This is a genomic window from Sphingopyxis sp. GW821-FHT12C06 (assembly GCF_058807415.1).
On the sequence record NZ_JBXAQR010000001.1, the window covers coordinates 156,143 to 181,755 of the forward strand.

The 25,613-nt window shown below is 63.1% G+C and carries 26 protein-coding genes; 14 read left to right on the forward strand and 12 right to left on the reverse strand.

The window, feature by feature from the left end:
- Nucleotides 1-204 precede the first annotated feature (204 nt).
- The 6 genes from AC1RRJ_RS00630 to rlxS all read left to right on the forward strand — a co-directional run bounded on the left by AC1RRJ_RS00630 (nucleotide 205) and on the right by rlxS (nucleotide 5,095).
- On the forward strand, nucleotides 205-528 hold the full coding sequence (locus AC1RRJ_RS00630; RefSeq protein WP_493119762.1) for a DUF736 domain-containing protein: 324 nt from the start codon (nucleotides 205-207) through the stop codon (nucleotides 526-528).
- Nucleotides 529-686: 158 nt separating this feature from the next.
- Nucleotides 687-977 carry a helix-turn-helix domain-containing protein gene (locus AC1RRJ_RS00635; RefSeq protein WP_493119763.1) on the forward strand — a complete coding sequence of 97 codons (291 nt, stop codon included), beginning with the start codon at nucleotides 687-689 and terminating at the stop codon, nucleotides 975-977.
- A complete protein-coding gene (locus AC1RRJ_RS00640) occupies nucleotides 964-1,557 on the forward strand; it encodes a S26 family signal peptidase (protein WP_493119764.1) in 594 nt (197 codons plus the stop codon). Before AC1RRJ_RS00635 ends, AC1RRJ_RS00640 begins: the two co-directional genes overlap by 14 nt.
- Complete coding sequence (locus AC1RRJ_RS00645) at nucleotides 1,545-2,255, forward strand: lytic transglycosylase domain-containing protein (protein ID WP_493119765.1); 711 nt, start codon at nucleotides 1,545-1,547, stop codon at nucleotides 2,253-2,255. The genes AC1RRJ_RS00640 and AC1RRJ_RS00645 overlap by 13 nt, the downstream gene beginning before the upstream one ends.
- A 236-nt stretch (nucleotides 2,256-2,491) precedes the next feature.
- Nucleotides 2,492-2,851, forward strand: a complete 360-nt coding sequence (locus tag AC1RRJ_RS00650) for a hypothetical protein (RefSeq protein WP_493119766.1) — start codon at nucleotides 2,492-2,494, stop codon at nucleotides 2,849-2,851.
- A 267-nt stretch (nucleotides 2,852-3,118) separates the two neighbouring features.
- Nucleotides 3,119-5,095, forward strand: a complete 1,977-nt coding sequence (gene rlxS, locus AC1RRJ_RS00655) for a relaxase/mobilization nuclease RlxS (RefSeq protein ID WP_493119767.1) — start codon at nucleotides 3,119-3,121, stop codon at nucleotides 5,093-5,095.
- Nucleotides 5,096-5,439: 344 nt separating this feature from the next.
- Here rlxS and AC1RRJ_RS00660 read toward each other — a convergent pair whose 3' ends face one another.
- On the reverse strand, nucleotides 5,440-6,345 hold the full coding sequence (locus AC1RRJ_RS00660; protein ID WP_493119768.1) for an endonuclease/exonuclease/phosphatase family protein: 906 nt from the start codon (nucleotides 6,343-6,345) through the stop codon (nucleotides 5,440-5,442).
- 59 nt (nucleotides 6,346-6,404) lie between these two features.
- Nucleotides 6,405-6,977 (reverse strand): alpha-ketoglutarate-dependent dioxygenase AlkB, encoded by a 573-nt coding sequence (locus AC1RRJ_RS00665; protein WP_493119769.1) that lies wholly within the window; start codon nucleotides 6,975-6,977, stop codon nucleotides 6,405-6,407.
- Nucleotides 6,978-7,045: 68 nt separating this feature from the next.
- On the opposite strand from AC1RRJ_RS00665, the gene AC1RRJ_RS00670 reads away from it, so the two are divergent.
- Entirely contained in the window at nucleotides 7,046-8,062 is a 1,017-nt protein-coding gene (locus AC1RRJ_RS00670; protein ID WP_493119770.1) for a HEPN domain-containing protein, read from the forward strand.
- 483 nt (nucleotides 8,063-8,545) lie between these two features.
- On the opposite strand, the gene AC1RRJ_RS00675 is transcribed toward AC1RRJ_RS00670, so the two are convergent.
- Nucleotides 8,546-10,006 carry a HEAT repeat domain-containing protein gene (locus AC1RRJ_RS00675; protein WP_493119771.1) on the reverse strand — a complete coding sequence of 487 codons (1,461 nt, stop codon included), beginning with the start codon at nucleotides 10,004-10,006 and terminating at the stop codon, nucleotides 8,546-8,548.
- Nucleotide 10,007: 1 nt separating this feature from the next.
- Nucleotides 10,008-10,232 (reverse strand): helix-turn-helix domain-containing protein, encoded by a 225-nt coding sequence (locus AC1RRJ_RS00680; RefSeq protein ID WP_493119772.1) that lies wholly within the window; start codon nucleotides 10,230-10,232, stop codon nucleotides 10,008-10,010.
- Between the two features lie 119 nt (nucleotides 10,233-10,351).
- On the opposite strand from AC1RRJ_RS00680, the gene AC1RRJ_RS00685 reads away from it, so the two are divergent.
- Complete coding sequence (locus tag AC1RRJ_RS00685) at nucleotides 10,352-12,067, forward strand: DNA methyltransferase (RefSeq protein WP_493119773.1); 1,716 nt, start codon at nucleotides 10,352-10,354, stop codon at nucleotides 12,065-12,067.
- Between the two features lie 6 nt (nucleotides 12,068-12,073).
- Here the strand turns inward: AC1RRJ_RS00685 and AC1RRJ_RS00690 are convergent, their stop codons facing one another.
- Nucleotides 12,074-13,084: a DNA-methyltransferase gene (locus AC1RRJ_RS00690; protein ID WP_493119774.1), complete on the reverse strand. Its 1,011-nt coding sequence runs from the start codon at nucleotides 13,082-13,084 to the stop codon at nucleotides 12,074-12,076.
- A gap of 64 nt (nucleotides 13,085-13,148) precedes the next feature.
- Here AC1RRJ_RS00690 and AC1RRJ_RS00695 point away from each other — a divergent pair, with 64 nt between their 5' ends.
- From AC1RRJ_RS00695 to AC1RRJ_RS00705, 3 genes are all read left to right on the forward strand, one after another.
- Nucleotides 13,149-13,370, forward strand: a complete 222-nt coding sequence (locus tag AC1RRJ_RS00695; RefSeq protein ID WP_493119775.1) for a helix-turn-helix domain-containing protein — start codon at nucleotides 13,149-13,151, stop codon at nucleotides 13,368-13,370.
- A complete protein-coding gene (locus AC1RRJ_RS00700; protein WP_493119776.1) occupies nucleotides 13,370-14,020 on the forward strand; it encodes a hypothetical protein in 651 nt (216 codons plus the stop codon). Before AC1RRJ_RS00695 ends, AC1RRJ_RS00700 begins: the two co-directional genes overlap by 1 nt.
- A gap of 166 nt (nucleotides 14,021-14,186) precedes the next feature.
- A complete protein-coding gene (locus AC1RRJ_RS00705; RefSeq protein ID WP_493119777.1) occupies nucleotides 14,187-15,698 on the forward strand; it encodes a hypothetical protein in 1,512 nt (503 codons plus the stop codon).
- A gap of 42 nt (nucleotides 15,699-15,740) precedes the next feature.
- Here the strand turns inward: AC1RRJ_RS00705 and AC1RRJ_RS00710 are convergent, their stop codons facing one another.
- Genes AC1RRJ_RS00710 through AC1RRJ_RS00725 form a run of 4 tightly spaced genes read right to left on the reverse strand, consistent with a single transcriptional unit; the run spans nucleotide 15,741 to nucleotide 18,651 of the window.
- Nucleotides 15,741-16,472 carry a hypothetical protein gene (locus AC1RRJ_RS00710; RefSeq protein ID WP_493119778.1) on the reverse strand — a complete coding sequence of 244 codons (732 nt, stop codon included), beginning with the start codon at nucleotides 16,470-16,472 and terminating at the stop codon, nucleotides 15,741-15,743.
- A gap of 45 nt (nucleotides 16,473-16,517) precedes the next feature.
- Entirely contained in the window at nucleotides 16,518-16,799 is a 282-nt protein-coding gene (locus tag AC1RRJ_RS00715; protein ID WP_493119779.1) for a hypothetical protein, read from the reverse strand.
- A 59-nt stretch (nucleotides 16,800-16,858) separates the two neighbouring features.
- Nucleotides 16,859-17,446, reverse strand: a complete 588-nt coding sequence (locus AC1RRJ_RS00720) for an RloB domain-containing protein (RefSeq protein ID WP_493119780.1) — start codon at nucleotides 17,444-17,446, stop codon at nucleotides 16,859-16,861.
- Nucleotides 17,443-18,651 (reverse strand): AAA family ATPase, encoded by a 1,209-nt coding sequence (locus AC1RRJ_RS00725; protein WP_493119781.1) that lies wholly within the window; start codon nucleotides 18,649-18,651, stop codon nucleotides 17,443-17,445. Before AC1RRJ_RS00725 ends, AC1RRJ_RS00720 begins: the two co-directional genes overlap by 4 nt.
- A 909-nt stretch (nucleotides 18,652-19,560) precedes the next feature.
- On the opposite strand from AC1RRJ_RS00725, the gene AC1RRJ_RS00730 reads away from it, so the two are divergent.
- Genes AC1RRJ_RS00730 through AC1RRJ_RS00740 form a run of 3 tightly spaced genes read left to right on the forward strand, consistent with a single transcriptional unit; the run spans nucleotide 19,561 to nucleotide 22,468 of the window.
- Nucleotides 19,561-20,457 (forward strand): ABC-three component system protein, encoded by an 897-nt coding sequence (locus tag AC1RRJ_RS00730; protein WP_493119782.1) that lies wholly within the window; start codon nucleotides 19,561-19,563, stop codon nucleotides 20,455-20,457.
- The gene (locus AC1RRJ_RS00735) at nucleotides 20,454-20,705 is read left to right on the forward strand and encodes an ABC-three component system middle component 6 (RefSeq protein WP_493119783.1); all 252 of its coding nucleotides are present in this window, start codon (nucleotides 20,454-20,456) and stop codon (nucleotides 20,703-20,705) included. The genes AC1RRJ_RS00730 and AC1RRJ_RS00735 overlap by 4 nt, the downstream gene beginning before the upstream one ends.
- The gene (locus AC1RRJ_RS00740) at nucleotides 20,702-22,468 is read left to right on the forward strand and encodes an ABC-three component system protein (protein ID WP_493119785.1); all 1,767 of its coding nucleotides are present in this window, start codon (nucleotides 20,702-20,704) and stop codon (nucleotides 22,466-22,468) included. The genes AC1RRJ_RS00735 and AC1RRJ_RS00740 overlap by 4 nt, the downstream gene beginning before the upstream one ends.
- A gap of 29 nt (nucleotides 22,469-22,497) precedes the next feature.
- Here AC1RRJ_RS00740 and AC1RRJ_RS00745 read toward each other — a convergent pair whose 3' ends face one another.
- The 3 genes from AC1RRJ_RS00745 to AC1RRJ_RS00755 all read right to left on the reverse strand — a co-directional run bounded on the left by AC1RRJ_RS00745 (nucleotide 22,498) and on the right by AC1RRJ_RS00755 (nucleotide 25,466).
- On the reverse strand, nucleotides 22,498-22,989 hold the full coding sequence (locus AC1RRJ_RS00745) for a GNAT family N-acetyltransferase (RefSeq protein WP_493119786.1): 492 nt from the start codon (nucleotides 22,987-22,989) through the stop codon (nucleotides 22,498-22,500).
- A 3-nt stretch (nucleotides 22,990-22,992) separates the two neighbouring features.
- Complete coding sequence (locus tag AC1RRJ_RS00750) at nucleotides 22,993-23,817, reverse strand: TIGR02391 family protein (protein WP_493119787.1); 825 nt, start codon at nucleotides 23,815-23,817, stop codon at nucleotides 22,993-22,995.
- A 374-nt stretch (nucleotides 23,818-24,191) separates the two neighbouring features.
- Nucleotides 24,192-25,466: a TetR-type transcription factor C-terminal domain-containing protein gene (locus AC1RRJ_RS00755; protein ID WP_493119788.1), complete on the reverse strand. Its 1,275-nt coding sequence runs from the start codon at nucleotides 25,464-25,466 to the stop codon at nucleotides 24,192-24,194.
- Nucleotides 25,467-25,613 lie beyond the last annotated feature (147 nt).

Genomic DNA, 25,613 nt, shown 5'->3' on the forward strand with positions numbered 1-25,613 from the left:
GCGGCGCAACGGGCGCGGCTCGCACTATTTTCCCCGCCGGCTGCGCCGGCTCCTCGCGCCGGTGCCCGGGGGCACCCAAAATAGCGCGCGCGCCCGTCCTCCGCTGCGCTGCGGCCCTCCGGGTGCGCCGCCGCCTGATGCCCCGTCCTCGTCGTCCGCCACGCCCCGGGATGGTCCCGGCGGTGCATTTCAAGGAGACGAACCATGGCAGCAATCGGCTTTGTGAACGGCAACATGTCCGACGGATATCGCGGCCAGCTCAAGACGCTTTCGATCCGCGCCGAGATCGAAATCCGGGTCAACCGGACCAAGAATGGCGACGCCCAGCCCGATTTCCGGGTCTTCTCGGACAATGTCGAGATCGGCGCCGCGTGGGTCCGCACCGGACAGGCATCGGGCGAACCCTATGTCTCGCTGAGCCTCGCCGCGCCCGAATTCGGTCCGCGCCGGCTCTACGCGAACCTCGGGCGCGCCGCCGGGCAGGACGATGAGGACAGCTACGCCCTGATCTGGAATCCCGCCGACTGACCTCCACCCCGCCTCGCCCCCGCGCCGTTTCCGGCGCGGGGGCTCGTTTTTCGCCGGGTCATTCTTCGAGCCTCTCCGGGAAGCGGCGCCGGGCGCATCCCCCGGCATGCCGCCGCATGGCTGGCGGCGCGGCATAGCTCGAAGGAGACATGAGGGTCATGGCAAATGATGATGATGAAATTGCCCGTGCGCGCGCGGCCCGAAAGGGAACGCCTTTCCTCAACACCGAGCAGGCGGCGGCCTATCTCGGCCTGTCCGCGCGCAAGCTCCAATATATGCGCAGCCGCGCCGAGGGCCCGCCCTATCGGCGACACTGCCGTTTCGTTCGCTACCATGTCGACGATCTGATCATCTGGTCGCGGTCGACCGCTTCGGACCCCGACGTGCGGTCCGCGGATGGTGCCCATGAAGCCCTGACCGATGCCGGAGGCCGCCGTGAGAAGGCGTGAAGCGCCTGTGCCGAAGGCGCTGCCGCTGCTCGAATGGGAGGTGGCGCAGCGTATCGGGCAGGGGGATCGCGCGTTCCGCAAAAGGGTCCGCAACTTTGCCGCTACGGGTTTCCTGACCGGTCTGGTCGTCGGCACTTTGATGATGCCGGGACCGATCTTCGTCTGGAATGCGAGCGCGAGCGCCCCGATCGGCCTCTATGTCATCCAGCGCAGCGGCCGGGCGGCGATCGCGGGCGATATGGTCCTCGCGCGCACCCCCGAACCATGGCGTGCACTTGCCGCGCGGCGCCACTATCTGCCGTCCAACGTGCCGCTCGTGAAGCGCGCGGTCGCCGCCGAGGGCGATATCGTCTGCGCCCATGACGAGATGATTTCGATCAACTTCATGCCTGCGGTGACGCGGCGCGCGCGCGACGGGGCGGGGCGCATATTGCCATGGTGGGAGGGATGCCGTGCGCTGCGAAAGGGCGAGCTTTTTCTGCTGATGGCGGGCGCGTCCGATTCCTTCGACGGGCGCTATTTCGGCGTCACGAGGGCGCCGGACGTCATCGGCAAGGCGCGGCTGATATGGACGCGTTAAGGGCCCTTGGCGCGGCGCTCGCATGGCTGACGTTGAGCCTGCCGTCCGGCGTTTCGGCGCAGCAGGTCGAGCGATGGCGTCCGCTCGCCGCCGAGGCGGCGGCACGCTTCGGCCTTCCCGAGGAATGGGTGCTCGCGGTGATCGCGGCGGAAAGCGCGGGGCGTACCGAGATCGGCGGCAGGCCGACCACAAGCCATGCTGGCGCAATGGGACTGATGCAGATCATGCCGGGAACCTGGTCCGATCTTCGCGCCGCCCATGGCCTCGGTGGCAATCCGCACAACCCGCGCGACAATATCTTGGCGGGCACCTCCTATCTTCGCGCGATGTACGACCGCTTCGGTTATCCCGGGCTCTTCGCTGCCTATAATGCGGGTCCCGGTCGCTATGGTGAATATGTCGCGCGCGGGCGGCCGCTGCCGCGCGAAACGCGCGACTATGTCGCCAAAATAGTCGGGCGTGCGAACGGCGCCGATAGTGTGGCGCCCGCGCGCGCGGTGGCCTCGGCGAGCGTGGCGCGCGTGATTTTCTCACCCGCGCCGGTGTCGGCGTCGGTGGGCTTCGGTCGCCCGGTTGTCACAGCCTCCGCCGCTGCCGCCCCGCGGGCCGCCGGGTCGGATGCAGAAGCGGCCATGCCGGTGGCGCCCGTCGATCCGATCTTCCTTCTGCGCCACGATAGCGCGGCGGGGCGCGAGTAAGCGGCGATGCGCGGGGCCGAAAGGGTGCGGGGGCTCGTCTCGGCAAGGCCAAGTATGACGGGCAGCGGCGCGGCTGTGCAAGGCCGGCGGCCCCTCCAATTTGCTTCGCAAATCGGTTCCTCCGCCGCCGCTTCGCGGCGCACGGGCTTCGCCCGCGCGGCCCTGACAGCCGCGCCGCCGCCCGTCCCTGGACCGTCGTTCCCGATATTGGGAACGTTCGTTTCAAGGAGGATGTCATGCTCGATCTTTCGATCAATCGCGCAGCCGAAAGCGTGTTCGAACGGCTGGTTTCCGGACTGGAAATCGCGTTGGGAAGAGACGCGGCGGAGGGGCTGGCGCGCAAGTTTGTCGAAGCCGAAGGCGCGGATTTCTACTGGGAGGCGCGCGCGAATATGCGCTGGCTGGGAAGCTGGGAGAGCCTCGATGAAGAGGCCGGCGACCTGCTCGATCGGGTCGCGGTCAGCGGTATTCTCGACGAGGTGCCCTATGTGGCGGTGGTGGTCGTGGACAGCTTGGGCGCGGTGCAGGCATTGCTCGGGGTGCGGCATTTCGAAAGCCGCAGCGAAGCCGACAGGGCGCTGGCCGCAGCGCATTGACCTTATCGCGGGTATCGATAGGAGCGGCGCCGGTGCGGCGCTGCTCCCTATTTTTTTGCTCGCCGGGGAGAGGGGAGGAACAAGCGAGAAAGGCATGGGAGGGCGCGAATGGGGGGATGGCAAGATAAAGGGACAGCCCCGCAAGGGGGGCTATCTCCTTGTCTGCACATCCTTTTTGTCCGGGGCAGCGTTGCTGTCCCCGGGATTTCCGGGCGATAATCCCCGGATTTCAGCCAATTGTTGCGGGATTTTCGCCGGACGAGGGCGATGAGCGGCGGCGAAGAGGATTTCGAGCCGCGGCTCGGCAAGATGCGCAGCACCCGCGGCAAAAGGGCGGGGAAATATCTGGGCCGCATCCTCGCTGCCGGGACGGTCGCGGTCACCGCGACATCGAAGCGCCGCGCGCGCTTCGACGGGAGCCGCATCGGGCGCGGGGCGGCGATCGGACGTTTGCTGTCGTCGCGCGGCCCCGGCGACCGCTTTTCCGCGCGGCGGGTGATCGTGAAGACGCGGCTCGTGCGGCTTGGCGGCAAAGGCGTCGGCGCGGCGCGGGCGCATCTCAAATATATCCAGCGCGACGGCGTCACGCGCGAGGGCAATCCGGGCGAATTATATAGCGCCGGGCAAGAGGTCGCCGACGGCAAATCCTTCCTCGATCGCGCGGCCGATGACCGTCACCAGTTCCGCCTGATCGTGTCGGCGGAGGAAGGCGATCTCTACCCCGACCTCAAGCCCTTCGTCCGGCGGATCATGGCGCAGATGGAGGAGGATCTCGGCACCAGCCTCGACTGGGTGGCGGTCGATCATTTCAACACTGGCCATCCGCACAGCCATATCATGCTGCGCGGCAAGGATGACCGGGGCGAGAATCTGGTCATCGCCCGCGAATATATCGCGCACGGATTGCGCGCCCGCGCGAGCGAGATTGCCACCCTTGATCTGGGGCCGAAGACGCAGCTTGAAATCGAAACCCGGATGCGGCGCGACATCGACGCCGATCGGCTCACCGAGACCGACCGGCATCTGCTGCGCGAGGCCGAACGCAGCCCGCTCGTGATGGCGAAGGATCGCGATCCGACGCTGCAGTCGCTGCGCGCCGGACGCCTGCAAAGGCTTGGCGCGATGGGGCTCGCCGACGAGATCGCGCCGGGGCAATGGCGGCTTGCGAAGGACCTGCGCGAGACGCTGACGCAAATGGGCGAGCGCGGCGACATCATCCGCACGATGCAGCGCGAATTGACCGCGCGGTCGCGCGCGGCGCCGCCGGTCGATCGCGTCGTCCACGACGGCCGCGCGCCGCTCACCGAAGCGCTCGTCGGGCGCCTCGTCGCGCGCGGCCTCGACGACGAGCTCGCCGACCGGCATTTCCTCATCGTCGACGGCGTCGACGGCCGCAGCCATTATGTCGCGATCGGCAAGGGCGACGGCGTCGAGAGCCTGGCCGAAGGCGCGATCATACGGATCGTGCCGGCGGCGGGAGCGATCCGCGCGGTCGACCGCACGATCGCCGACGTCGCCGCGGCGAACGGCGGGCGCTACGATGCCGCCGCGCACCGGCGGTTCGACAGCCGTGCGAGCCCGGCGTTTATCGAAACGCATATCCGGCGGCTCGAGGCGATGCGTCGCCAGGGCCTGGTGGAGCGGGCGGCGGACGGCAGCTGGCCGATCGCACCCGACCATGCCGACCGCGCCCAAGCCTATGCCGCGATGCTGGCGCGCGATCGGCCCGTCGCGGTCGAGCTTCTGTCGCCGGTGCCGGTCGAGCGTCTCGCGCGCGCCGAAGCGGTAACCTGGCTCGACCGCGAAGCGTCGAGCGGTCGCCCGCTGCCCGCGCGCGACAAGGGGTTCGGGCGCGAGGTCCGGACCGCGATGGCGCTTCGCCAGCAATGGCTGATCGACGAAGAACTCGCCGACGTCGCGGGCGAGGGAATCGCCTATCGCCGCGGCGCGCTTGCGGCGCTGCAGCGTCGCGAGCTGTTGCGGCTCGCGCGGAGCCTCTCGGCCGAGCTTGGCAAGGCGTTCGTAGAGACGGGCGAAGGCGATCGGGTCGAGGGGCGGCTCGCGCGGCGGATCGATACCGCCGGCGGGCGCTATGCGCTCGTCGAGAAAGCGAAGCAATTTTCGCTGGTTCCCTGGAAGCCGGTGCTCGACCGCCATGTCGGCAAGGAGGTCGGCGGTCTCGTCCGCGAGAGCGGGATCAGCTGGACGATCGGACGCGGCCGCGGCGGCCCCACGATCAGCTGATCGCGAGCCTCGGCGATCGGTTGCGGAAAGCCACGAAAGTTCAGCTTGCAAGCCGCGTCAAATCTCTTGTTTCCGTAACGGAAGTGAGGCTCCTATCGGGCCTGCATCGGCGCCGCGTTGCGCCGGTGGGGAGGGGGGCTCTCCAAGAACATATTGCCGGCCGAACATGCGACCCGTTCGGCCGTAACTCGACGGCATTGCGTGCGCGAGACACTCGGCTCGCGACCGCAATGCCGTCACTTGTGTTGTCGTGCTGCAAACAACTTGCCGACTTCCTTGCGCTCGACGAGGAGCTGGAGCGCGGCCAGCATCTCTTTGCCCACAATATGGTTCCTTACGGGGCGCTAGTCCGCCAGCGTGACCGAGACCGGGCAATGGTCCGAATGATGTTTCTCGTCCGGCGCGTAGATGGTCTCTTCGAATGGACCCATCGCCGCAGCGGCGCGGCGGTCGAGGACGATATGGTCGATGAAGCTGTCGTAGCGCGGATCGCAGCGCGGCGGTGTTCCTTCGTCGGCGAGGCGGAGGTCGGCGTTCGCCGGCTCGCTATCGTCGATCTCCTGCCAGACTGCATCGCCGGGCAGCGCGAGGCGGCGATTCCAGTCGCCGAGGACGGCAAAACGGTCGGGGCCGTTCGCGGCCGCATCGATCCAGCTTTCGAGCGCCGGGATCTGCTGCCGTAGCACGGGGCAAGCCTTGGCCTCGGCACCCGAGAAACATCCCGATTTCAGGTGGACGGAGAGGAGCCTTATGGGTGCAAGCCCGCGCGGCCGCAGCGTGATGTCGACGCCCGAGCGGAGTTGCGGGTTGCCGAGCATCAGCGAGGTCACATCGGCATGGCGGTCGAAGGCGATGTCCTTGCGGATCGCGAAGCCGACCGCCTGCCGGATGACCTGCTGCTCGGGATGCTTGCCACCGCAGGTTCCGCTCGGGTTCCCGGGCCGTGCTTCCATCACGATCGTGAAGCGCGCCGGATCGAAGATGCGTGCCGCGGCTTTCGGGTTCTCGGCTTCCTGGAACGCGATGACATCGGCGTCGAGCGCGTCGACGATCCGGCGCATCGCGGCATAATCTTCGGGCGCGCGCGGCGCACAGCCGACGCCGTCCTTCTCGGCCAGAAACTCGAGGTTCCAGCTGGCGAGTTTGAGCGGCGGCGCGGTCGTCGAGGTGGCGGCGAATGGGGCCGGTTGCGGCACGCAGGCGGCAAGCGACAGGAGGAGGGCGAGCGGAGCGGTGAGGCGGTGCGACATGCGCGGCTTGTGCCGCCATTGCATGCCGACATCAATCGCCGCGCGCGCAGCCTGTCGCATTATCGGAGGCTCCGAAATGTGACCGACCAGCGCGGTGCGTCCATCGCCGCAATGCTATGCTCCCAATCGTCGCGAACCTCGCCGCGCATATGGTAGATCGACCGCGGCGCCAGATCGGTGGTCGCGCGGTCGAACCCGCCTTCACGGCGTCGCCGGAAGCGCATCGTCGCTGGTGCCCCCAGCGAGACGCCGATCACATGGCCGAACACCGGGCGGTCCTTGTGCCAGCCGATGCCGGCGCCGGGCCCGTACTGGATGACGAGCGCCTGCGCGATGCTTGCGGGCTCGATGCCGGCGAACGCAGCGGCGCGAGCGCGGAGCGGGACGAGCCAGTCGGGCATCGGCTCCCCCGGCGCGAAGCGGCTGGTCTGGAAATCATAGGTCCAGCCGAACGAGCGCGTCAGCCTTTTTCCTTCCCACTGCTGGAACTGGAACGGGGTCAGGCCCGCGGCCTCGATATGCGCGATCAGCCCGTCCTCCTCGCTGACGTCGATCAGCGCGTCGCGGTAGGCAAGGCCCGGAAGGAGCGGCAAGCCGAACAGATCGGCGAGGGCGGCAGAGTGGCGCATCATGTAACAGGACTCGGCAGGCGGCAGATTGTTCCTTATTTGTTCTTTTCCGGATTGCCGAGTCAAGCGTTATGCCGCAGCCTGGCCCGATCGAAGTCAGATCTGTCCGGAATGAATCGAGTTTGGCTTGCCAGAGTCTTGATTGTCGGCCAGATTCACAGGCTGAAATGAAAACTGAAATCGATCATCTTCCCCAGCGGCAGCAGGGTGAACTCCAGCGCATCAAGGATGTGCTGATGGAGGAATTCGCGCGTTCGATCGAGCGCGCGACCAAGGCTGAAAAGCGCAACGGCAAGATTCTGAAGATCATCCTGTTCGGTAGCTATGCGCGCAGCGACTGGGTCGACGAGCCCGAGAACGGCTATCAGTCCGATTTCGACCTGCTCGTCATCGTCAGCCATGAGGACCTGACCGATATCTCCGACCACTGGTATATCGCCGAGGACAAGATCCTTCGCGATCCCGAGGTCGGCCGGACGCTCAACATCATCGTCCACACGCTGGCCGACGTGAACAAGGCGCTGACCCGCGGCGAATATTTCTGGGTCGATATTCTGCGCGACGGCATATTGCTGTACGATTTGCCCAATCATCCGCTGGCGGTCCCGAAGCCGCTGACGCCGGCTGATGCGTACGAGATGGCGGGGGAATATTTTGATGAGGGTTTCTCTGAGGCGGGACGCCGACTAGAGGCCTTCGCGTTTGAATTCGACAAAGCGAAACAGGACAAAGGGTGGCTTAAAGGAGCGGCATTCGCCCTGCATCAGGCGGTTGAACGCCTCTACGGATGCTACCTGCTAACGAATACCTTCTACTTTCCGCGCTCGCACAACATCAAATTCCTCCGCTCGCTCGCAGAAGACCGCGAACCTCAGCTCATCGAAGCCTGGCCCCGCGACACCAAATTGGATCGGCGCCGCTTCGAGCTGTTGAAGCGAGCCTATGTCGAGGCGCGATATTCGCCGAATTACGAAATCTCCGTAGAGGACCTCGAAGCGCTCGCGACCTCAGCGCGCAACCTGCGCGACATTATCGAGCGGCTTTGCCGGGAACAACTGGACTGGCTGCGCTCGGCTGCCGGACTGTAGCGCTACGCCCCGCGGTCAACGGGGCGTATAGGCTTTCCCGTCACCGATAAACCGCTTGCTCCGCCCCTTCGCCTCGGCTCGCTTCACAGCCATCTCGGCATTGTCGCATTCGCCGCCGCGGGCCGAGCTATCCTGGCATCCGGCATATACCTCTCCCACCTCGTCGAGATGCGCCTAGAAATACTGCTTGCGGCGCGGCTCGTCCTTCCCGCAACTCGCCAGCGCGGTTCCGAGAAGCACGATCCCAATGACTTGCGTCTTCATCAGGCTCTCCTTTGCGAGCCTACAAATTATCGCGGGGCGCCGCGACGGAGCAACAAAAGACCGCAGAAACTCTCAAATCGAGAGCGATTGTTTGCGCGCGCAGTCGCCAGATCGCCGGCCATTTGATAGAGGCATCACCGCCGGGCGGCCGTCGCATATGTGCAAGCCTCGGCTAAAAGCGGCGGCGCAAGTTCTCGAACTTGTTCTCAACGCCCGGCTTTAGAGCGTCTGTTTCGACAGGAAAGCGAAGTTCGACGCGGCCTCCTCACCGGTCAGCCAATTGGCGCCACGCGCCATGAGCAGCATCGGCTCGATTTCATCGAGAAGGGGTGAGCCCGCTAGCTTCGCGCGAACAAGGTCGGGGTCGAGGCGGCCGAGCGTTGCCATCGCCCATTTCCTTGCACGCGGCTGATGGTTTATCGCAACCAGAAGGGCATCGACCACTGCTTCGCTTCCGATCGTGCGCAGCGCTTCCGATGCCGCCGGGGCAAGGCGGGGATCGCCCCGCTCGATCATGCTGACGAGCTGCGCAATGACCGGGGGAGGGCAATCTTCGCCAAATGCGGCAATGGCATGAAAAGCGACATTCTCGTCGTCGTCGGCAAGATAGGGGACAAGCTCGCCATAGGCGCGGGCGCCCGCCTTGCCGAGACCCCATATTGCGGCTTGCCGACGTTCGTCGCCGCTTAGTGCCGGGGCAGCAGCGATCTGGATCAGCTTGGCTTGTGCAGCCTTGTCGCCAATCTCGATGAGGATGAGGACGGCTTCCATGCTGAGCTGAGGTTCGTTGCCGTGGAGGAAAGCATCGACCCTGTCCGCGCCTGCTTTCAGCCTCAACGCCATGGCGGTTCCTGCCATCTCGAGCGCGACGCGCGAATCTTGCTCGCTTGCCAGCGCGACCTCGAGAAGCGGCGTTCCCATTTTGTGAAGGTCGCGGCGGAAACGAAGCGCCTTTGCAGCCGCGTAGCGATCCGCAGCGCGACTGGATTTGAGGGCCGCGAGAGGATCGTAGCGCTGCGCCAGATAGCGCTTGAGGTCGGCCATGCGCTCCGGCGCGCCGGCGAGAAATGTCGTCCCGGCCTCGAAGCGGTCGCCCGCTTTCACATAAGCGTGACGGCCCGCGATCCTGTACGTCTGCCGCCGCTTGCTCCCGTCGATCTCGACGATAAGCTTGTCGTTGGTAACCGAGAGGACGAGGCCCGGTTTTGCCGGAACGGTCGCAGGCCAGGTACGATCGCGCTCGGCCCCTTCAGAAGCCGATTTGGCCGGGCCAAGTTTGGAGAGGTTCGCCGAACGGCGAAGCGATCCGACATCAAAATAAGCCGCGCGGGTTGCTGGCACTGGACCCGCCGAGCCCGGTGGGCACGCGATGAGGGCGACGATGTCGCTGTCGTCGGCGTCCGCGTCCCATATGCGTTCGGGATTGGCGGGTGCATCGCTCATCCGGATGGCGAGCTTCGTTTTCGCGCGCACCTCCACCTTGAGGCCGGTCTTCACACAGAAAAGGTCGGGAAGCCTGAGCCTTTTGACTTTCGTCGCCCAGATCTTGTTCGACGTACAATAGCGTTCGAGTTCGACCGGCTCAAAACCGAGAGCCGTAAGCTCGGCAATGACCTGCCGTGTGCCAAGCGCGCCCATCGTCAAAAAACGCAGGAAGCTCGTGTCGACCTTGAAACCCATCTCAGACCTCTTCGTCTTCGAGCAGTCTTGGGGCCGGAACCTGGAGCGCTTGCGCGATGCGAAAGATATTCTCGAGCGAGACGTTGCGCTCGTGGCGTTCGACCGAACTGATATAGGTACGATGAAGCTGCGCTCGGGCGGCAAGCTCCTCTTGCGAGATTCCGATCTCGTGCCTCAATCGGCGGATATTGCGTGCTAAAATGATTTTTGGATCGATCAATCCCACGCCGAGCCTCTTTGCGAACTTGCGCCAGAGCTAGGGTGATGTAAACGATGGGTCTACAGACTCTGCGTTTCCCATCTGGAGCCTTTATGCAACCCGATTTAAGCTCTCTTTCGTCGGTCGTGACCGCGCCGCGGACCGATCCCGTCTATAATTGTCATGCCTATCTGACGAAGGTCCCGATCGCGGCGATAGTGCCGTTCATCGACTGCTTCACCGAGCCGGGAGAAGTTGTCGCCGACATTTTTGCAGGCTCGGGCATGACCGGATTGGCGGCGCGCTCGCGCGGTCGGCGCGGCGCGATGAGCGATATTTCAGTCCTCGGCAAACATATCTGCGACGGCTACTTGGCACCAGTTCCGGCAGATGCGCTGCGCAAGGCGGGCGACGCCGTCATGGCCGAAGCGCGCGCCCAGATCGGTGATTTCTACCGGACCCGCCGCGCTGCGGACGGCGCCGATATCGAACTCGTCCGCACCGTCTGGTCCTTCACTTATATCTGTCCGAGCTGCGATGCGCCGCTCGTCTATTTCGAGCGGGTCGCCAAGGGCGAGGCCGCACCGACCGAATGCCCCGCATGCAAAGGACCGTTCGAGCGGCGGCGCTGGACGCGGGGCGAGGATGTTCCCGTTGAAGTGGTCGTCGATGGAATGGCGGGCAAGCAAGTCGCCCAGCCGGTTGCGGCCGCCGACGAAGCCCGCATCGCGCTTGCCGGGGCGGATCCGCGGCTCGCAGAGGTGCCCTCGCATTCGATCGAACGCGACCGCGAAATGTTCAGCCGTTCAGGGCTCGGGAAGGCAGGCCTCACGCGAACCGCCGATTTCTTCTCGGCGCGCAACGCCATCGCGCTGCTCGAGCTCTGGCGTGCGATCGAACGCATCGAAGATGCGGCGCTCGGCCAGAAGCTGCGCTTTGCGTTTACGGCCATTCTTCCGCGCGCGTCGCGGCGCTATCAATGGAGCGCGCAGCGGCCGCTCAATGCGCAGAACCAGACCTATTATATCGCGCCCGTCTATTATGAGTGGAACATCTTCGAGCTTTTCGCGCGCAAGGTCGAAGCCGCAGCTCGCGCCGATCTCGAGCTTGCGAGGCTGCGTGGCGAGGCAAAGGCCGAGCCGGTATCCTATAGCCTCGCGTCGGCCGATCGCCTCGCGCATCTCGGCGATGCATCGATCGACTATATTTTTACCGATCCGCCCTTCGGTTCGAACATCTTCTACAGCGACATGAGTCTCTTTCACGAAGCCTGGCTCGGCAGCGCCACCGACAATGCGTCGGAGGCGGTCGTGCACACCAGCGGTGCCAAGAAGGTCGGCGCCACCGAGCGTTATGAGGCATTGCTTCGAGGTGCTTTCAGCGAGGCCCATCGCGTACTGCGACCGGGGCGATTCCTGTCGGTCGTCTTTGGCAACAACAATGGGCGTATCTGGGGTCTCGTGCAGCGGGCGCTCCGCGATGCCGGTTTCGTCGATGCGCCCGTGCATGTCGCGACCCTCGACAAGGGGCAGCGCTCGGTCAAGGGTTTGAGTTCGGGAACCGAGAGCGTCGCGACCGTCGATCTCATCATCACGGTGCAAAAGCCCGACGCAACCGACGTGGCGGAGGCAGCACAACGGGACAAGGCCGACGCGGCGGCCATGATCCGTACCGCGATTGCGCGCATCGAAGACGATGCGCTCCCGACGCCAAGCCACCTCTATGCCGTCATTCTGCACCAGGCGATCGAGGCACATCTTTTGCTCGACGAACTCCATTTGAGCGATGTTCTCATCGCGCTTCGCGACGCGGGCTATGGAGTCGATCGCAAAACAGGACGTCTCGAAGCGCGCAAGATCTAGCCGAACTTATTCGGCAGCGAAGAGATTCGCTTGCGGCAGATACTGGCCGAGGTCGACGCTTTCGCCTGCAGCAACGCGGCCGTGCGCCGCGAGAAGCTCGTCGGCAGGCGTGTCCTTGGGCAGGAAGCGAAAAATGCTCGCCGCGAGATAGTCGGCGCGCTCTTCGAAAGCGAGCCAGCGCCGGCCTTCCGCCTCCGCGACGGCCCCGGTCGTGTTCGAACCTGCAAAGATGTCGAGCACTATGTCGCCGGGATCGGTCAGAAAGCGAATGAAGAATTCGGGCAGCTTCGCGGGAAAGCGGGCCGGATGGCGGTCGGCGCCGACAAGTTTGCAGCCGGCCACATAGTCGCCGTTCGATTCCGTGTTGGGAATTTGCAGGAGGTTCGAAGGGATCGCACCGCCATTATCCTTGCCGAACCCTGCACTGATATCATGGCCCGATGGGCGCATGCCCGGCGTATAGAATTTAGCGGGATCTTCGATGAGCTTCTTCATCCGGTCCGAATAGGGCGCCAGCACCTTGCGTACGTCGGCTTTCGGCCACTCGGTCTTCGAGAACCACCAGAGATTGTTCACCGAATCCTTCGTTCGGATCTTGCGTTTGTTCACCCATTCGATCGGGCTCGGAAGCTTCGCCGGGTTGAACCAGTAGAAGTCTTCAGCCAGAAAAAAGCCGATCTCGTCGCAGAAGCGGATCGGGAGCCGGAGATGATAGAGGCTGCGCGCCGGCACCCCCTTCTGATAGGCGCCGCCGACATCCATCACGAAACTGCCGGTGGGCTTGAGCTTCGCATGGACGAGCCTAGCGAAATCCATCAGCCAGTCGAGATATTCGGCCTGGTCCTTGTTGCCATAAGCCTTCTGCCGCTGGAGGGCGAAGGGCGGCGATGTCATCACGAGGTCGAGGCTCTCGTCGGGCAGCGCTGCCAGAAGCTCACGGGAATCGCCGCAATAAGCCGCACCATGTCCGACATGATAAGCGGGTTTCAAACCGGGCAACGCATCCAGGATCGGCAACAACATTCTCCATCACACCGATAGTGTGTAGACTCATAGTGGTCGCCGTTCAACGCTAACCAGCGTGACGAGCGACGAATCCCTTAGTGCACGACTTCGCCTCGCGCGCAATCTGCGAAAGCTGCGAGCCGACCGCTCATTGAGCCAGGAAGCACTCGCCGATCTTGCGGGTCTGCATCGTAACTATCTCGGCGGTATCGAGCGCGGCGAGCGCAATGTCGGCATCGACAATCTCGAAAAGCTTGCCCACGCGCTCGGCCTGACGCTTGCGGAATTGCTTTCCTGATGGCGCGTCATCCTGACTGGGAAAAGCTCGAGCGGCTGATGCCGGCGGTGCGCGAATTTCAGGCGCTCGCGAGCGAGCATGGCATCGATGATGTCTTTCAGGACAATGGCGGCAAGATTCTCCAGATGCTGCTTGCGCTCAACCTCCAAGGCATTCCGGGGCGCGAGGGCAATGATGCGGTCGATGTCGAGGGCCGCGAATATGAGCTCAAGAGCGTCAACATCTGGCTGACCTCGAGCTTCTCGACCAACCATCACATCAATATTCCGATTATCAACAAATATCGGCAGGTTTGCTGGGTCTTCGCAATCTACGAAGGCATCGAGATGCGGCGCGCCTATTTCATGCCGGCGGATAAACTCGAACCCTATTTTGCCGCATGGGAAGAAAAATGGTCACAGAGTCGAAGGGACATCAACAACCCCAAGATTCCGCTGCCATTTGTGATCCAGCACGGCGAACTCCTCTATAGCGACGAGCTCGATCTCGATCTCGCAGGAGCGTCGAGAATTCGCGCGGCGCGCACCAAGGCATCGGCCGATCGTCGGAAAGCCAAGGCGGCCGCACAGCAGGAACTGGTGGCGGATGGCGGAAAAGCCATGGATACGCCGGTTTCAATGGCACGGCGTGCGCGCGGCGATTCACCGTAGCGTCAACAGTCCGGATCGACGAGCGCTAGACCTGGCATGATCGGCGGCTTATTCCGAGCGCGCTGGTGCGCTGCGGCTTGCGGCCACCCCGGACCAAATTTCTCGCCCTGCATCGCTGAGATCGCATAAGAGCCTTGCAGCGCAAAAACCAATCCGGACCCATTCTATGATCCTTTCACAGGCCGAGGCCGATGACGAATTGAATCAGATCGAAGCTGCGGAGGTCGAAGACGCCGGGCTGCAGGCATACGCGTATCTGCGGCTCGGCGACGAGGATTTCGAGCGGTTGGCCTATGCGCTCGCCAAAAACTCAGCGCCGAGAGGCGTCTCGCGCCGCTGGGACAGTGCTACGCTGATGGTGCGCGGCGCCGATGCGGGACGCGACGTGCTGCTCACCAACGAAGGGCAGGCAGTTGGCGTGGTGCAATGCAAGCGTCTCGAGAGTCCGATGGCGCTGCCGGCGGTGTTCCGGGAAATCGCCAAGCTCATCCTGTTTGCGGCGATCAACGGCGATTTGAGTTTCGATAAGAAGCTCGTCTATTTTCTCGCCCTTGCCCGTGACCCTGCCGCGACCGTCGCGGATTTCTTTGCGCGCTACAAGGAGCTTCAACCTCTTAAGACCGAAGAGATAAAGACGGCCGCGCGTGAGGTCCGGGATAGCTATGTCACCATCGGCGGCTTCAGCGATATCGAGGCCGAGCAGAAGGTCCTCGATGCCATGAAAAGCTTCGAGTTTCATCTCCTTCGACCGAATGATTTCGACGAATGGCTCGGGCGCGAACCGTCCGTGTCGGGTCAATTCTTTCGCCAGCGCATCGTTGTCGACAACACGGAAGCTCGGAATAATCACGCGGATATTATGGCGATGCTCTCGGTTCTGAACGGGCAGGTCTCGGCGCTTGAGCCGGTAACTGACGAGGATCTGGCCATCTTGAAAGGGTGGATCGAAGAGACGCCGGAGACGCACCGGCTCAACGTCGGCGTGGCGATGCTGTTCGGTTTCCCGCGCAAGATGTTCGCTGGCCGACCCAATCTTGAGGCGCGGCTCGGAAGATTCGTCGCCCTGCAGGACGAAATCAACCAGGATTATATCAACTGGGTGTTCGAAGAGGCGCGCGCGAGCGCGCAGGAAATAAACGAGAGCCCTGAGGGGACATCGACCGCATTATTCGCTCGTCAACTGCCTTTACAATTCCTGTCTCTTGTCGCGAAGGAATGTCTTGCCGAGGCGCTTTCGGGCTCGGTAATGAACGATATTATCAACAAGATCTTCAATAGCAGGAAGTTCTCGACCGACGAGGCGCGGCTCGTTCATGTGCGCGGCGAGCTTCGGGCGCAGGGAAAGCGATATCTCGAGGGGGATTTCAGCGAGCTCGCGGGAGATGCGGAACTCGTCAATCAGAAACGCGCTCTTATCGACGATTTGATGGCGGGCCTACGGCACTGCGAAGATGTCGAGGCCGCGCTCGACCATGCGCTTGCTCTTCTCAAGCCGAAAATGCTGGTCGCGGCCAACGCATTGCGCGCGCTGTGCAAGCATAAGACTACGATCGTGCTTACCGGGAGCCGCGGGATCGATACGGACCAGGCGATGAAGCGACTGGTCGATACCGCCCTTGCGCTCGAGGGCGCTAAAGCACCGAACCAAAACGGCCAGTCATCGCCCGATGACGCGTAGCGGACGGGCGAACGAGGCTGTGCTTCAACGATCGCAGGCGCTCTAGTGCGCCGCAGGATTGACGATGTCAGCGGGGGCGCTCTCGTCGCGGATCACGACGAGCGCCACATTGTGGTAGTCGCCGCTCCGCAGCACGAGATGGGGAAGGTTCGAGCCTGCATGCACCCGCCGCACGCCATCCTTGTTCATCCGAAGATAGAAGGTCGCGACATTGGTCAATGTGACGCCAACGATCTGACGCTGCTCGTCGAGCACGAGATTTTCGACCGTGCCTTCATAACCGAGCGTGTCCGAGCCATTCTCGATCTTGGTGACGACATAGGCGTTGATGTAATTTTCCCGCGGGCTTGCCTTTTCAATGATCGGATAGAGCCAACCGAACAGGAAGCGGCCTCGCCAGTCCCACTTTCCCGCAGCGCTCAGCCGGCCGATCAGGGCGCCCACCGCACAGGAGCATAAAAGCCCGGCCATCCCTGCGGAGACCGTCGAAGCCGTGATGCGGGCCCCTGCTACCGTGAACAGCATCGAATAGGGATCGAGCGGCGGAAAGTCGAAGCAGGGCTTGAGCGAGGCGTTGAAGGCAAGCAGTGCCGCCCAGATAGCATGAGCCAGCACCGCGAACAGTCCGACGAGCGCGAGCGAGGTGACCGCGCCGAGTGGTGGGGGCGTCACTTTGACCTCGGACGTGCCGACGCTGCTGTAAAAGAGGCTGAGGCCAATGATTCCGGGAAGCAGCAATGCCGCCGTCAGGACTGCAGCGATTGTGATACCCAAAGCCGCCCCCGTCCTGACTATGGTGGCCCGCTGGCGTTAAGGGCCTCAGCCCTTGCGCTTTGGCGGGGCTGCGCGTTTCTGCTTGGCCTGCGGCGCGCCTTTCGCCTGCGCGCCCGTGCCGGCATGAACCTTGGGCTTTGCCTTGCCGCCCGCATTGGGGCGCGGGGCGTCGGGCTTCGGTTCGGCCGTTGCGCCGCCCGAGCCGCGAATTACGAGAACGCCGTCGGCGTTGACCTGACCGCGCCGGTGAACCTCGGTCCAGTTGCGGTTAAACCGGTCGAAGGTGTTGGCTGCCACACGAAGCGAAGTTTCAGAGTTCACGCGCATGACCCTAATATAGGGAATTGCCGGGGTGACCTCAAGCGACCATTGCGGCCTTCCCGACACTATACGACGTCGATCTCGATCGCATGGAGAAGGGCGGCAAATTCGGGATCGACCCGGGCGACGCGCCGTGCGCCATCAACATCGAGCGTTTCGGCGAGGCGCGGGGCGGGCATGCCTTTGGTATATGTGGGCCAGCGCCGGCGGAGCTGATCGAGCGCGATCGGGGCAGATTGCGGATCGCGGGTCTGGCAGTTTGGAAGATGGCGCAGGAGCAGTCCTTCGTGACAAGGGCGCTGCCAGACCAGATTGAGCCGCTCGCGTTCCGCAAGCTGGCGGCCGCGCTGGTCGCGCTGCCGCACCAGTTCGAGCTTGTCAGAATCGAGCAGAACGAACCGATAGGCGTATGGTTCGCCATGCCGGGCTTCCCGGCGCGCGACTTCAAGCACCGCTTTCTCGATAATCGCCAATGGGTCGCCGCCACCTGGCTGAAGAAGGACTGGGTCAAGATGGACCGACCTTTCTGCCGCATCGGCGAACCGCTGGAGGAGCGCTACATAGCTCTGCTCGCTCTCGCCTTCGCAACCGACGAACAGCCGGGCACGAAGCTGGCGTTCTCGCCGTACGACGCGAGCGCGCGGTGGTCTCATCCAATACTCGGCACCGCGCCATAGGCGCCGGCAAGATACTTCCGGTAATAATTGTCTTGGCGGCCCACGGCCTTGATGTCGCTGAGGGCGAATATCTCGGTTCGCCCATGCACATCCTTTTCGGTTAACAGGATTTCTTCCTTCTCAAGATCTTCGAGAAGTGAGGCATTGTGACACGTCATCCAGAGTTGCGCGTTATTGGGATTGCGCACGGGATCCTGAAACCAGCGGAGAACCTCTGGCAGGATCAGCGGGTGGATCGCCGTGTCGAGCTCGTCGAGAACCGCTATCCCGCCGACGTCGAGCGCTTTCAAGAGAGCCGGGTAAAGGCGCAGAAACATTCGCGTACCTTGGCTTTCGAGCATCAGAGGCATCAGTCCGTCGTGGCCGTGATGTGCGAAGAGCATGAGCGGACCGTTCGGTCCCTGCTCCACTTTGATGCCGCTGATGCCAAGGTCGATGCGCTCGATTTCGCGGTTGAGCGACTGAACGAGCATCGGATCGCTCGCATAGAGGCGGACAACCTGATCTTCGAGCCCGTCGGCGCGCTCGATCAATATGTTCGAATAGACGCGCTGCGCCGATTCCCAAATTGCGGTCGCGAAAGGATGCTTGAGCTGAGCCAGTGTAGAGATCACACTGGCATTGGACCGAAGGATCTTGTCGAGCGCTTGCGCATAACCGCTCAGGGAAAAGGTCGTGCCGCCGACAACTTTGCCTTCGATGTCGCGCTCGAACAGCCGCACCTTGCGATGGTACGGCGGCGGCCAGTAGTAGAGCGCCTCGCGTTCGACGATCGCGCGGATCGGGCCGCCGAGCTCGAGTTCATAATGATAGAGGCACTCAGGCGCATCGGGGCTATCATCCTCGGGGTCGACCAGTCCGCCGAGAGACACGGTTAGCCGCGTCGTCCGCAACCGACCGTCATTGCTGTTGAAGCGTTCGAACGGCAGTCCTCCATCTGGCGCGATTCCGAAACTGTCGCGTAGGAACCACGCGACGAAGGAGAGCGCACGAAGCACCGTGGACTTGCCCGAAGCATTCGCTCCGAAAATTGCGACAACCTTCGGCGCGCGCGTGTCCGCACCTTCCCAAAGCGGAGCGAAACGATGGGGGAGCTCGGGGGCATTTTCGGCCACGCGCAGGTCGACGGTCTGCTCGTCGAGGATCGAATAGAAGTTCTCAATGGTGATTGCGTGCAGCATGAAGGCTTCCAAATGGTAGGTTACAAGCGGATTTCAATGAAATATCCCCAAAATGTCAACTTAAGGTTGAAATATTTTCCTATCAGGGGGCTTTCTCACCCTTTTTGCGCGCTTCGAACAGCGATGCTCCATCGAGAAGCCAATTGGCAGGGGCAGGGTTGAGTCCTATGTCGTCACAGGCGATTGAGCGGTGCTGTGAATGACAGTGCCATCATCTGTTCATGCGCGTTGGATCCGGATCACCTTGGGTTCGCGGCGGCAAATTGCATAAAGCGTTATAGCAATTGCCATCCAAACCTCTCGCGCTCGGAAAATGGGCGGCTCTGCGCCCGATTTCGGTCATCGCGGATCGCCTGATGATCGCCTCAAAGCGGACATTCTTGCCGACAGGCTTCAAAGACAGGGCCTGGGACAAACCCGTCATTCGCGATCATGCGCGGGACCGACAGGTTTTGGGTTGAAGTGGACGTTCGCCGTTTTCACAGCTGTCGTCCCCGGAATGAGCAACCTTTGACGATTTTGGACCTGCCGGTTTCGGCGCAGCCGGTGCGAAAGCTGACCTTCGGCGATGGCTCGGGGAGGTCTTGTCAAAGCAACGGGGAACAGCCGCTTGGAGTTGGTTCGAGCCTTCTGACCTCCGCTTTGAAGGTCAGGCAAGAGCGGATGGACCTCTGGGCGGCCAGGCAACTGCTGACAGGAACCACGGCGCCCTAGGTCGACCCGCAAGGCCGACGCCCCGGTCAGCGGGGGTGGCCCAGCGCGACAAATGTCGTGACTATACTGGGTAATAAAGCTGCGTTACGAGATGGTGACCACCATCGGCGAGGGCGAAGGGCTCCGAAGGTCGTGGATCAGGGGGACGAACTCGCGACAATGGCAATGCAACCGATCCAGCGATGGCAGTGTCGGGTGACTTTCGACCTCAGGGTTCGGAACGCCTACGGCGTCGCGTTCCAAGACTTCTTCTCCACCATCATGGAAGCGCGATACGGCAGCGAGTTCGTTAGGGTCCGGCCCTTTGGCTCGCTCGGAGACAAGGGCTGCGACGGCTACAGAGGCGCCGGTGGCCAGGTTTTCCAGTGCTACGGGAAGCTGGAGGACGCAGCCCCCAAGGCCGCGACGATCGTTAAGAAAATCGGCGACGATTACCAGCTTGCGAGTGGCCATCTCGGGAAGATCATGAAGGAGTGGCACTTCGCCCATAATCTCGTCAGCGGGCTGCCGATCGAAGCGGTCCAGAAGATCGAGGAACTCAAGCAGGCCGGCGCTCACGTAGTCGGCGTCTTCGGGCCGGCGAGCCTCTGGACGATTGTCGATGAACTCAGCGAGACCGAACTCTTCAACCTTCTCGGACCCGCCGCGACGGCCGAGGATAGCCAGAACCTAAAGCTCGAAGAGGTTAGGCTTCTGACGGACTCGCTGATGGCTTCGATATCCTCCGGGGCCGTCCTAAACGCCCCCATCAAGCCGGTGCCGTCGGACAAGCTGGCCTTCAATCAGCTTCCAGGCCACTGGGTCCAGCTGCTCACCTTGGCGTCGACCAACGGGCCATACGTCCAGCAATATTTCGAGCAGAACTCGGACGTCGAGTTGGGAGCCCGGATCGCACAGGCGTTCGCCAGCCGTTATCTGGCGCTCAAACAGGAAGCGCTCACACCTGGACAGATCATGGATACCCTTTACGAGCAGACGACCGGCATGGGCTCAGTGACCACTGTCAGACAGGTCGCCGCGCAGGCACTCCTGGCATACCTGTTCGACGCTTGCGAGATCTTCGAGGATCACGCGGAGAAGGTCGGGGCATGATCCTGCCCTCGAAGCACATACCTGAGAGCCGTTCTCTCGCTGCGATCGGGGGTGAAATACTTGCCCAGCTTGATGAACCGCGCGCGGTATCAGAGATCTGGGAACGGGTTCTGGCTGCTCGACGCGCGACCGGACGAGGCGCCCCGCTGCCATACGACTGGTTCGTCCTGGCGCTGACGTTCCTGAACTCGATCTTCGCGGTCGAGCTGTCTCAGGGGTTAGTCGTGCGGACCGGGGGCAGCCGATGATCGTCTCGATCGAAAGCGACCTGCCCAGCTTCAAGCCAGTCCGGCTCAAGGCCGGGTTGAACGTCCTGCTGGCCGACAAGTCCCCCTCCTCGGGCGAGAAGCAGACGCGAAACAGCGCCGGCAAGTCTAGCCTGGTGGATGTCATCAATTTCCTGCTGGGAGGGAAAGCCTCCAGCGCGGTCGCCTGTCATGACGCGCTCAAGGCCTACACATTCTTCGGTGTCTTCGAGTTCGACAGTGTCCAGATCAGAGTTGGGCGATCCGGGGAGGAGCCGTCGAAGATACTGGTCGATGAGGAGAATGCGGCGTCTTTCGGGTTGACGCCCAGACTGGACAAGAAAACAGGTCGCCATTTCGTGTCGAACGAGGTGTGGAAGGAGTTCCTCGGCAACCGGCTATTCGCGCTTCCCTTTCCGACGAAGGGGACGTCGTTCGAGCAATCCTACACGCCCAGCTACCGATCGATGATCGCCTACTTCGTCCGCCGCCGCGGCGGCTTCATGCGTCCGGACAAGCACGCTGAGAAGCAGGCCACATGGGACAGCCAGGTTAACCTCTCGTATCTCCTCGGCCTAGATTGGACGATCCCATTCGAGATTGAGAAAGTACGGCAGCGCGAAAATCAGCTCAAGGAACTGAAGAAGGCAGCCGAGGGCGGCGTGGTCGGAGACATCATCGGCACCGTTGCGGAACTGCGTCCGAGGGTTGTCCTGGCGGAAGCAAACGTCGAGAAGCTACGCGCGGACCTCGCGGCTTTCCGCGTGGTCGACACCTACCGCGAGATGTCGGACCGTGCGTCGGCGATCCGCGGCGAGATGCTCGCGATCGAGCGCAACGCGGTGATCCTTAAACAGACGTTGGATCACCTCGAAGCCAACTACAGGGATGAGCAGCCGCCGGCGACGACGGATATCGATCGGCTCTACAGGGCCGTTGGCATCGAACTTCCCACCGTCGCGGTGCGGCGCTTCGAGGAGGTAAAGGCGTTCCACGAGTCAGTGGTGGCGAACCGACGGAAGCGTCTCGAGGAGCAGATCGACAGTACAAGGTCGGAACTGTCAGACGGAGAAGCGCGCTCAGCGGTGCTGGACGGTGAGCGAAGTGAGATCCTCCGGTTCCTGGAAGGCAGCGGTGCGTTCGAGGACTTCACTGCACTGCAAGAACAGCTTGCGAGACTGGCGGTCGAGGCGTCGGCGTTGCGCGAACGCTTCAAGGCGGCCGAGGTTCTGGAGGGCGAGAAGACGGAGCTGGAAGGCGATCGCATCGACCTGAAGCGGCGTCTGCAGGACGACCATCAAGCCCGGCAGGCGCAGCTGGACAAGGCGATTCTCTTCATCGGCGGGGCGATCGAGCAGCTCTACAGCGATCGGACTGGCGGTTTCGTCGTTGCGGCGAAAGATGGTGGACCAGAGTTCGAAATCTCGATCCAAGGAGACCGAGGCGGAGGCATCTCCCAAATCGAAATCTTCTGCCTCGACCTCGCGTTGCTGTCGCTCACCGCCGACACGAGGCGGGGTCCGCGCTTCCTGATCCACGACAGCCATCTCTTCGACGGCGTGGACGAGCGTCAGGTATCGAAGGCTTTGCAACTCGGAAAGGTGACCGCTGACCGGATCGGCGGCCAGTATCTGGTTACAATGAACTCGGACATCTTCGACCGACTGCCGCTGCCCGCCGCGTTCAACAAGCAAGCGCATGTGCTGTCCACGCGTCTATCGGACGACGGCGAGGAAGGCGGATTGTTCGGCTTTAGGTTCGACTGAGCCAATTCCGTCATCTTATCGAGCGCCGGTCAGACGGCCGGCGACACCACGCGGCGCATGTAGTGCAGCGCCGGCAACCTGGACTCGCTGTCGATGATCGGTGTCGGCGCGGCGTCGAAGATAGCAGCCGCGACCCGCTGTGACGCTAGGTTGTCCGGCGCGATCACCGCTTCGACATGGATCGCGGGAATCCGCGCGCCCGCGAGTCCTGCCGACAGGTCGGCCAGCGCCGCTGTCAGGGTCGCCTTGGCAACTCCGTGCCCGCGATAGGCTTCGGGCACCGCATAGCCGATGTTGAACACCGGCTCGCCATCCTCCAGCCCGTTCTGGGCGAACATCACCAACACCGTGAGCGTCGACCCGTCGGCGCGCATGTAGTTGAAGCGCGGATGCCCGTTGGGCGTGTCCGGCGCGAACAGGAGGTCCCTGTCCCGCCGTCCCGGCTGGACAGGGATCAAGCCCTGCTCGAACGCCTCTTGGAACTGCACCAGCGCGCTCATCGGATCGGTCATCTGCGCCATCGTTCAGCTTTCCGTAGGCGCTGCTGTCGCCGCGTCGGCGTCCGCAGCTTCCGCCACTGGACCTGATTCGCCGTGCGGGGGTGCGGGCCTGCGCGCATCGACAATCCTGAGCAGGTGACTTGCCAGCATTACCACCTCGATCGCCTCACCCGCATCGTTCATTTCCACCGCCCGGTGTGAATGCGGATTCTTGTAGGAGCCGATCGCGCCGGCGAAGAGATGCATGAGCGCCTCGCGCTCGCCCTCATCCTGGTTCGGATCACGCAACGGCCCGTTGTCCTTGTGGAACGCCCGACGGATCATTGCCACGCCGTGATCGCTCGCCTCGAAGCCTGCAGCCTCGCGCACCGCGATCTCGACCGCGCGCATCGCCTGGAAAACGGCCGCTGCAAAATTACCGCGCACGAATGCCAGCCACACCTCTTCGGCGATCGCCGGATGGAGCAGCTCGCGATTGAGGCGCTTCGCCATCACGAACTGCTGAAAATCTTCGGTCGTTTCGAAGGCGCGGGCGCGGCGGCTGAGCATGCGCCCAGGCGCCGTATGATCAGCGGGGAAGGGGATCAATAAGCCTTGCGCCTGCAACCACATCATCGCTTCGGTGAGCGCGAAGGCGACCGAGACGCGCGCCTCGTGCGGATAGCCCTTGCCGCCTTCCGAGGGCAGCTTCTCGGTCATCACCTCGGTGATGAAATCGCTCGTCTGGAGCTGGTTCTTGTCGCGCTCGAAACGCTCGCGCATGAGGATCAGCAGCTTGCCCGCCAGCTCTTCGGGCGCGAGCGCAAGCAGTGCCTCATGGTCGGGTATCGCATCATGGATTTCGATCATGGGCCGATCCTTATCGGATGGTGCGGGCGGCGAGAAGATGTTTGGCTCATCTGCGATGCGCCAGGGCGCCCGGGCGACTGCTACGGGCACCTCCCAAGGCAAAATCTCCGGTCTTGTGCTCCTGCGGCAGCGACCCGGTTCGGCCTAGGGCGATCTACGGTCTGCTTTTCACGATTTCTCTTCCAGAACCGGACGGGCTCCAAACGGCCACTTCCGGCTATATTGTGCTCCGTACGTCAAGGCTTGGCATCACGAGGCCAGCAGGGCGCTGCGGATCCGGTCCGCTGGCACTAAGGGCCTTCGTCCAGCCCGCTGACGCAGCATTGCCGCGTCCGTCTCCTCCGGCACGGCCCGACACCAACAGGTCTTCGAGATTATCGCACGCTCAAGCCTTGATACATGATGCTGCAGATCTGGTCGGCGAGAGACACCGGGTCGGTCGCGCCCGTGGCGGGCAGCCATTTCGGCAACCAGAAGAAAGCGCCCGCGCTCACCATCGTCACGTCGGCGACCGAGATCGGCCGGCAACTTCCATCCGCAAGACCCTCCGCCACATAATCCTGGCAAATCGACCAGATATGCTGGGCTTGCGCCATGAGGTCGGCGCGGGTTTGGTCGGGGAGGGTGAACAACCCCGGCTGGGGCATCATCGGCGGGGCCGCGCCGGCTTGCGCCTGACAATTCAGATGCATCACGATCAGCGATTTTTCGAAGCCGCTGGTGCCCGTCTCGCCTGCGGTCAAGGCGAAATGCCGGTAGCGATCGAAGGCGCGTTCGTAGCAGCGCGCGATGAAGCCGGTCTTGTCGTCGAAATAATGATAAAAGGCGCCCTTGGTCGCGCCGAGGCTCGCGCCGATGTCATCGAGCGACACGCCATCGCATCCGCGGCGGTTGAACAGCCGCGATGCCGCGTCGATGAGTTGCCGGGTCTTTTCCTCACCGGCCTGTGCCTTGTCGAACGCGTTGATCGAGCGGCGCTCCAGATTCTCGACATGGAGCGGACAGGTGAAGACGGCCTCCGGATCGGCTGCAAAACCATGGAGAAAGATATCGAGGATGGCCTGTGCGATGCGTGCCCGATCCCCCATGGCGTCGTCGAACGCGAGCCAGAGCTGCGCCAGCTGGGCCCAATTCATCATGCCCAGCAGGCATTCGGCCGCGATCCGTGCATCCACCGGTCTGAACTCGCCCGCGTCGGAACCTTCGGCGATGATTTGCGCCAGGGTTTCGACACGGCGGCGCGCGAGATCGGCGATCGTCGTGCGTTGCGGATCGGGGAGAAAGTCGAGGTCGGCGAGAACGGCAAGCGGTGGCTGCCGGTCGAATGTCCGCGCAACGAACGCGCTCAGCCGTGCGGCGGCGGAGCCATGGTCTTCGATCGCGGCGTCGAGATCCTCCTCCATCGTCTCGCAACTGCGCAGATAGCAGCGGAAGATGAGGTCGTTGGTGTCGCTGACATAATAATAGAGCGCGTTGCGCGTGAGGCCCACGGTTTCGGCGATGAGGTTCAGGTTCAGCGCCGCCGCGCCGCGTTCGTTGATCTGGCGCGCCGCTTCGTCGAGCAGCATGGCCCGGCGACCCGCGCGGCGCGGCGTCGGTCGGGGCTTGGAAGGGCCGGGTTTGGCGGAGGGAGTCATGATGTCGGTCATCACCGCCTAACTTAACGCCTTGTGAGCCCCTGTCCAGAAATCATCGATATGACATGACGGCATACCCAAGCGTAAAATTTCGCTTGTCGGGACGGACTTGTTGTGTTGATATGCCAGCATACCCAAGCGTCGAAAACTATATGGGGG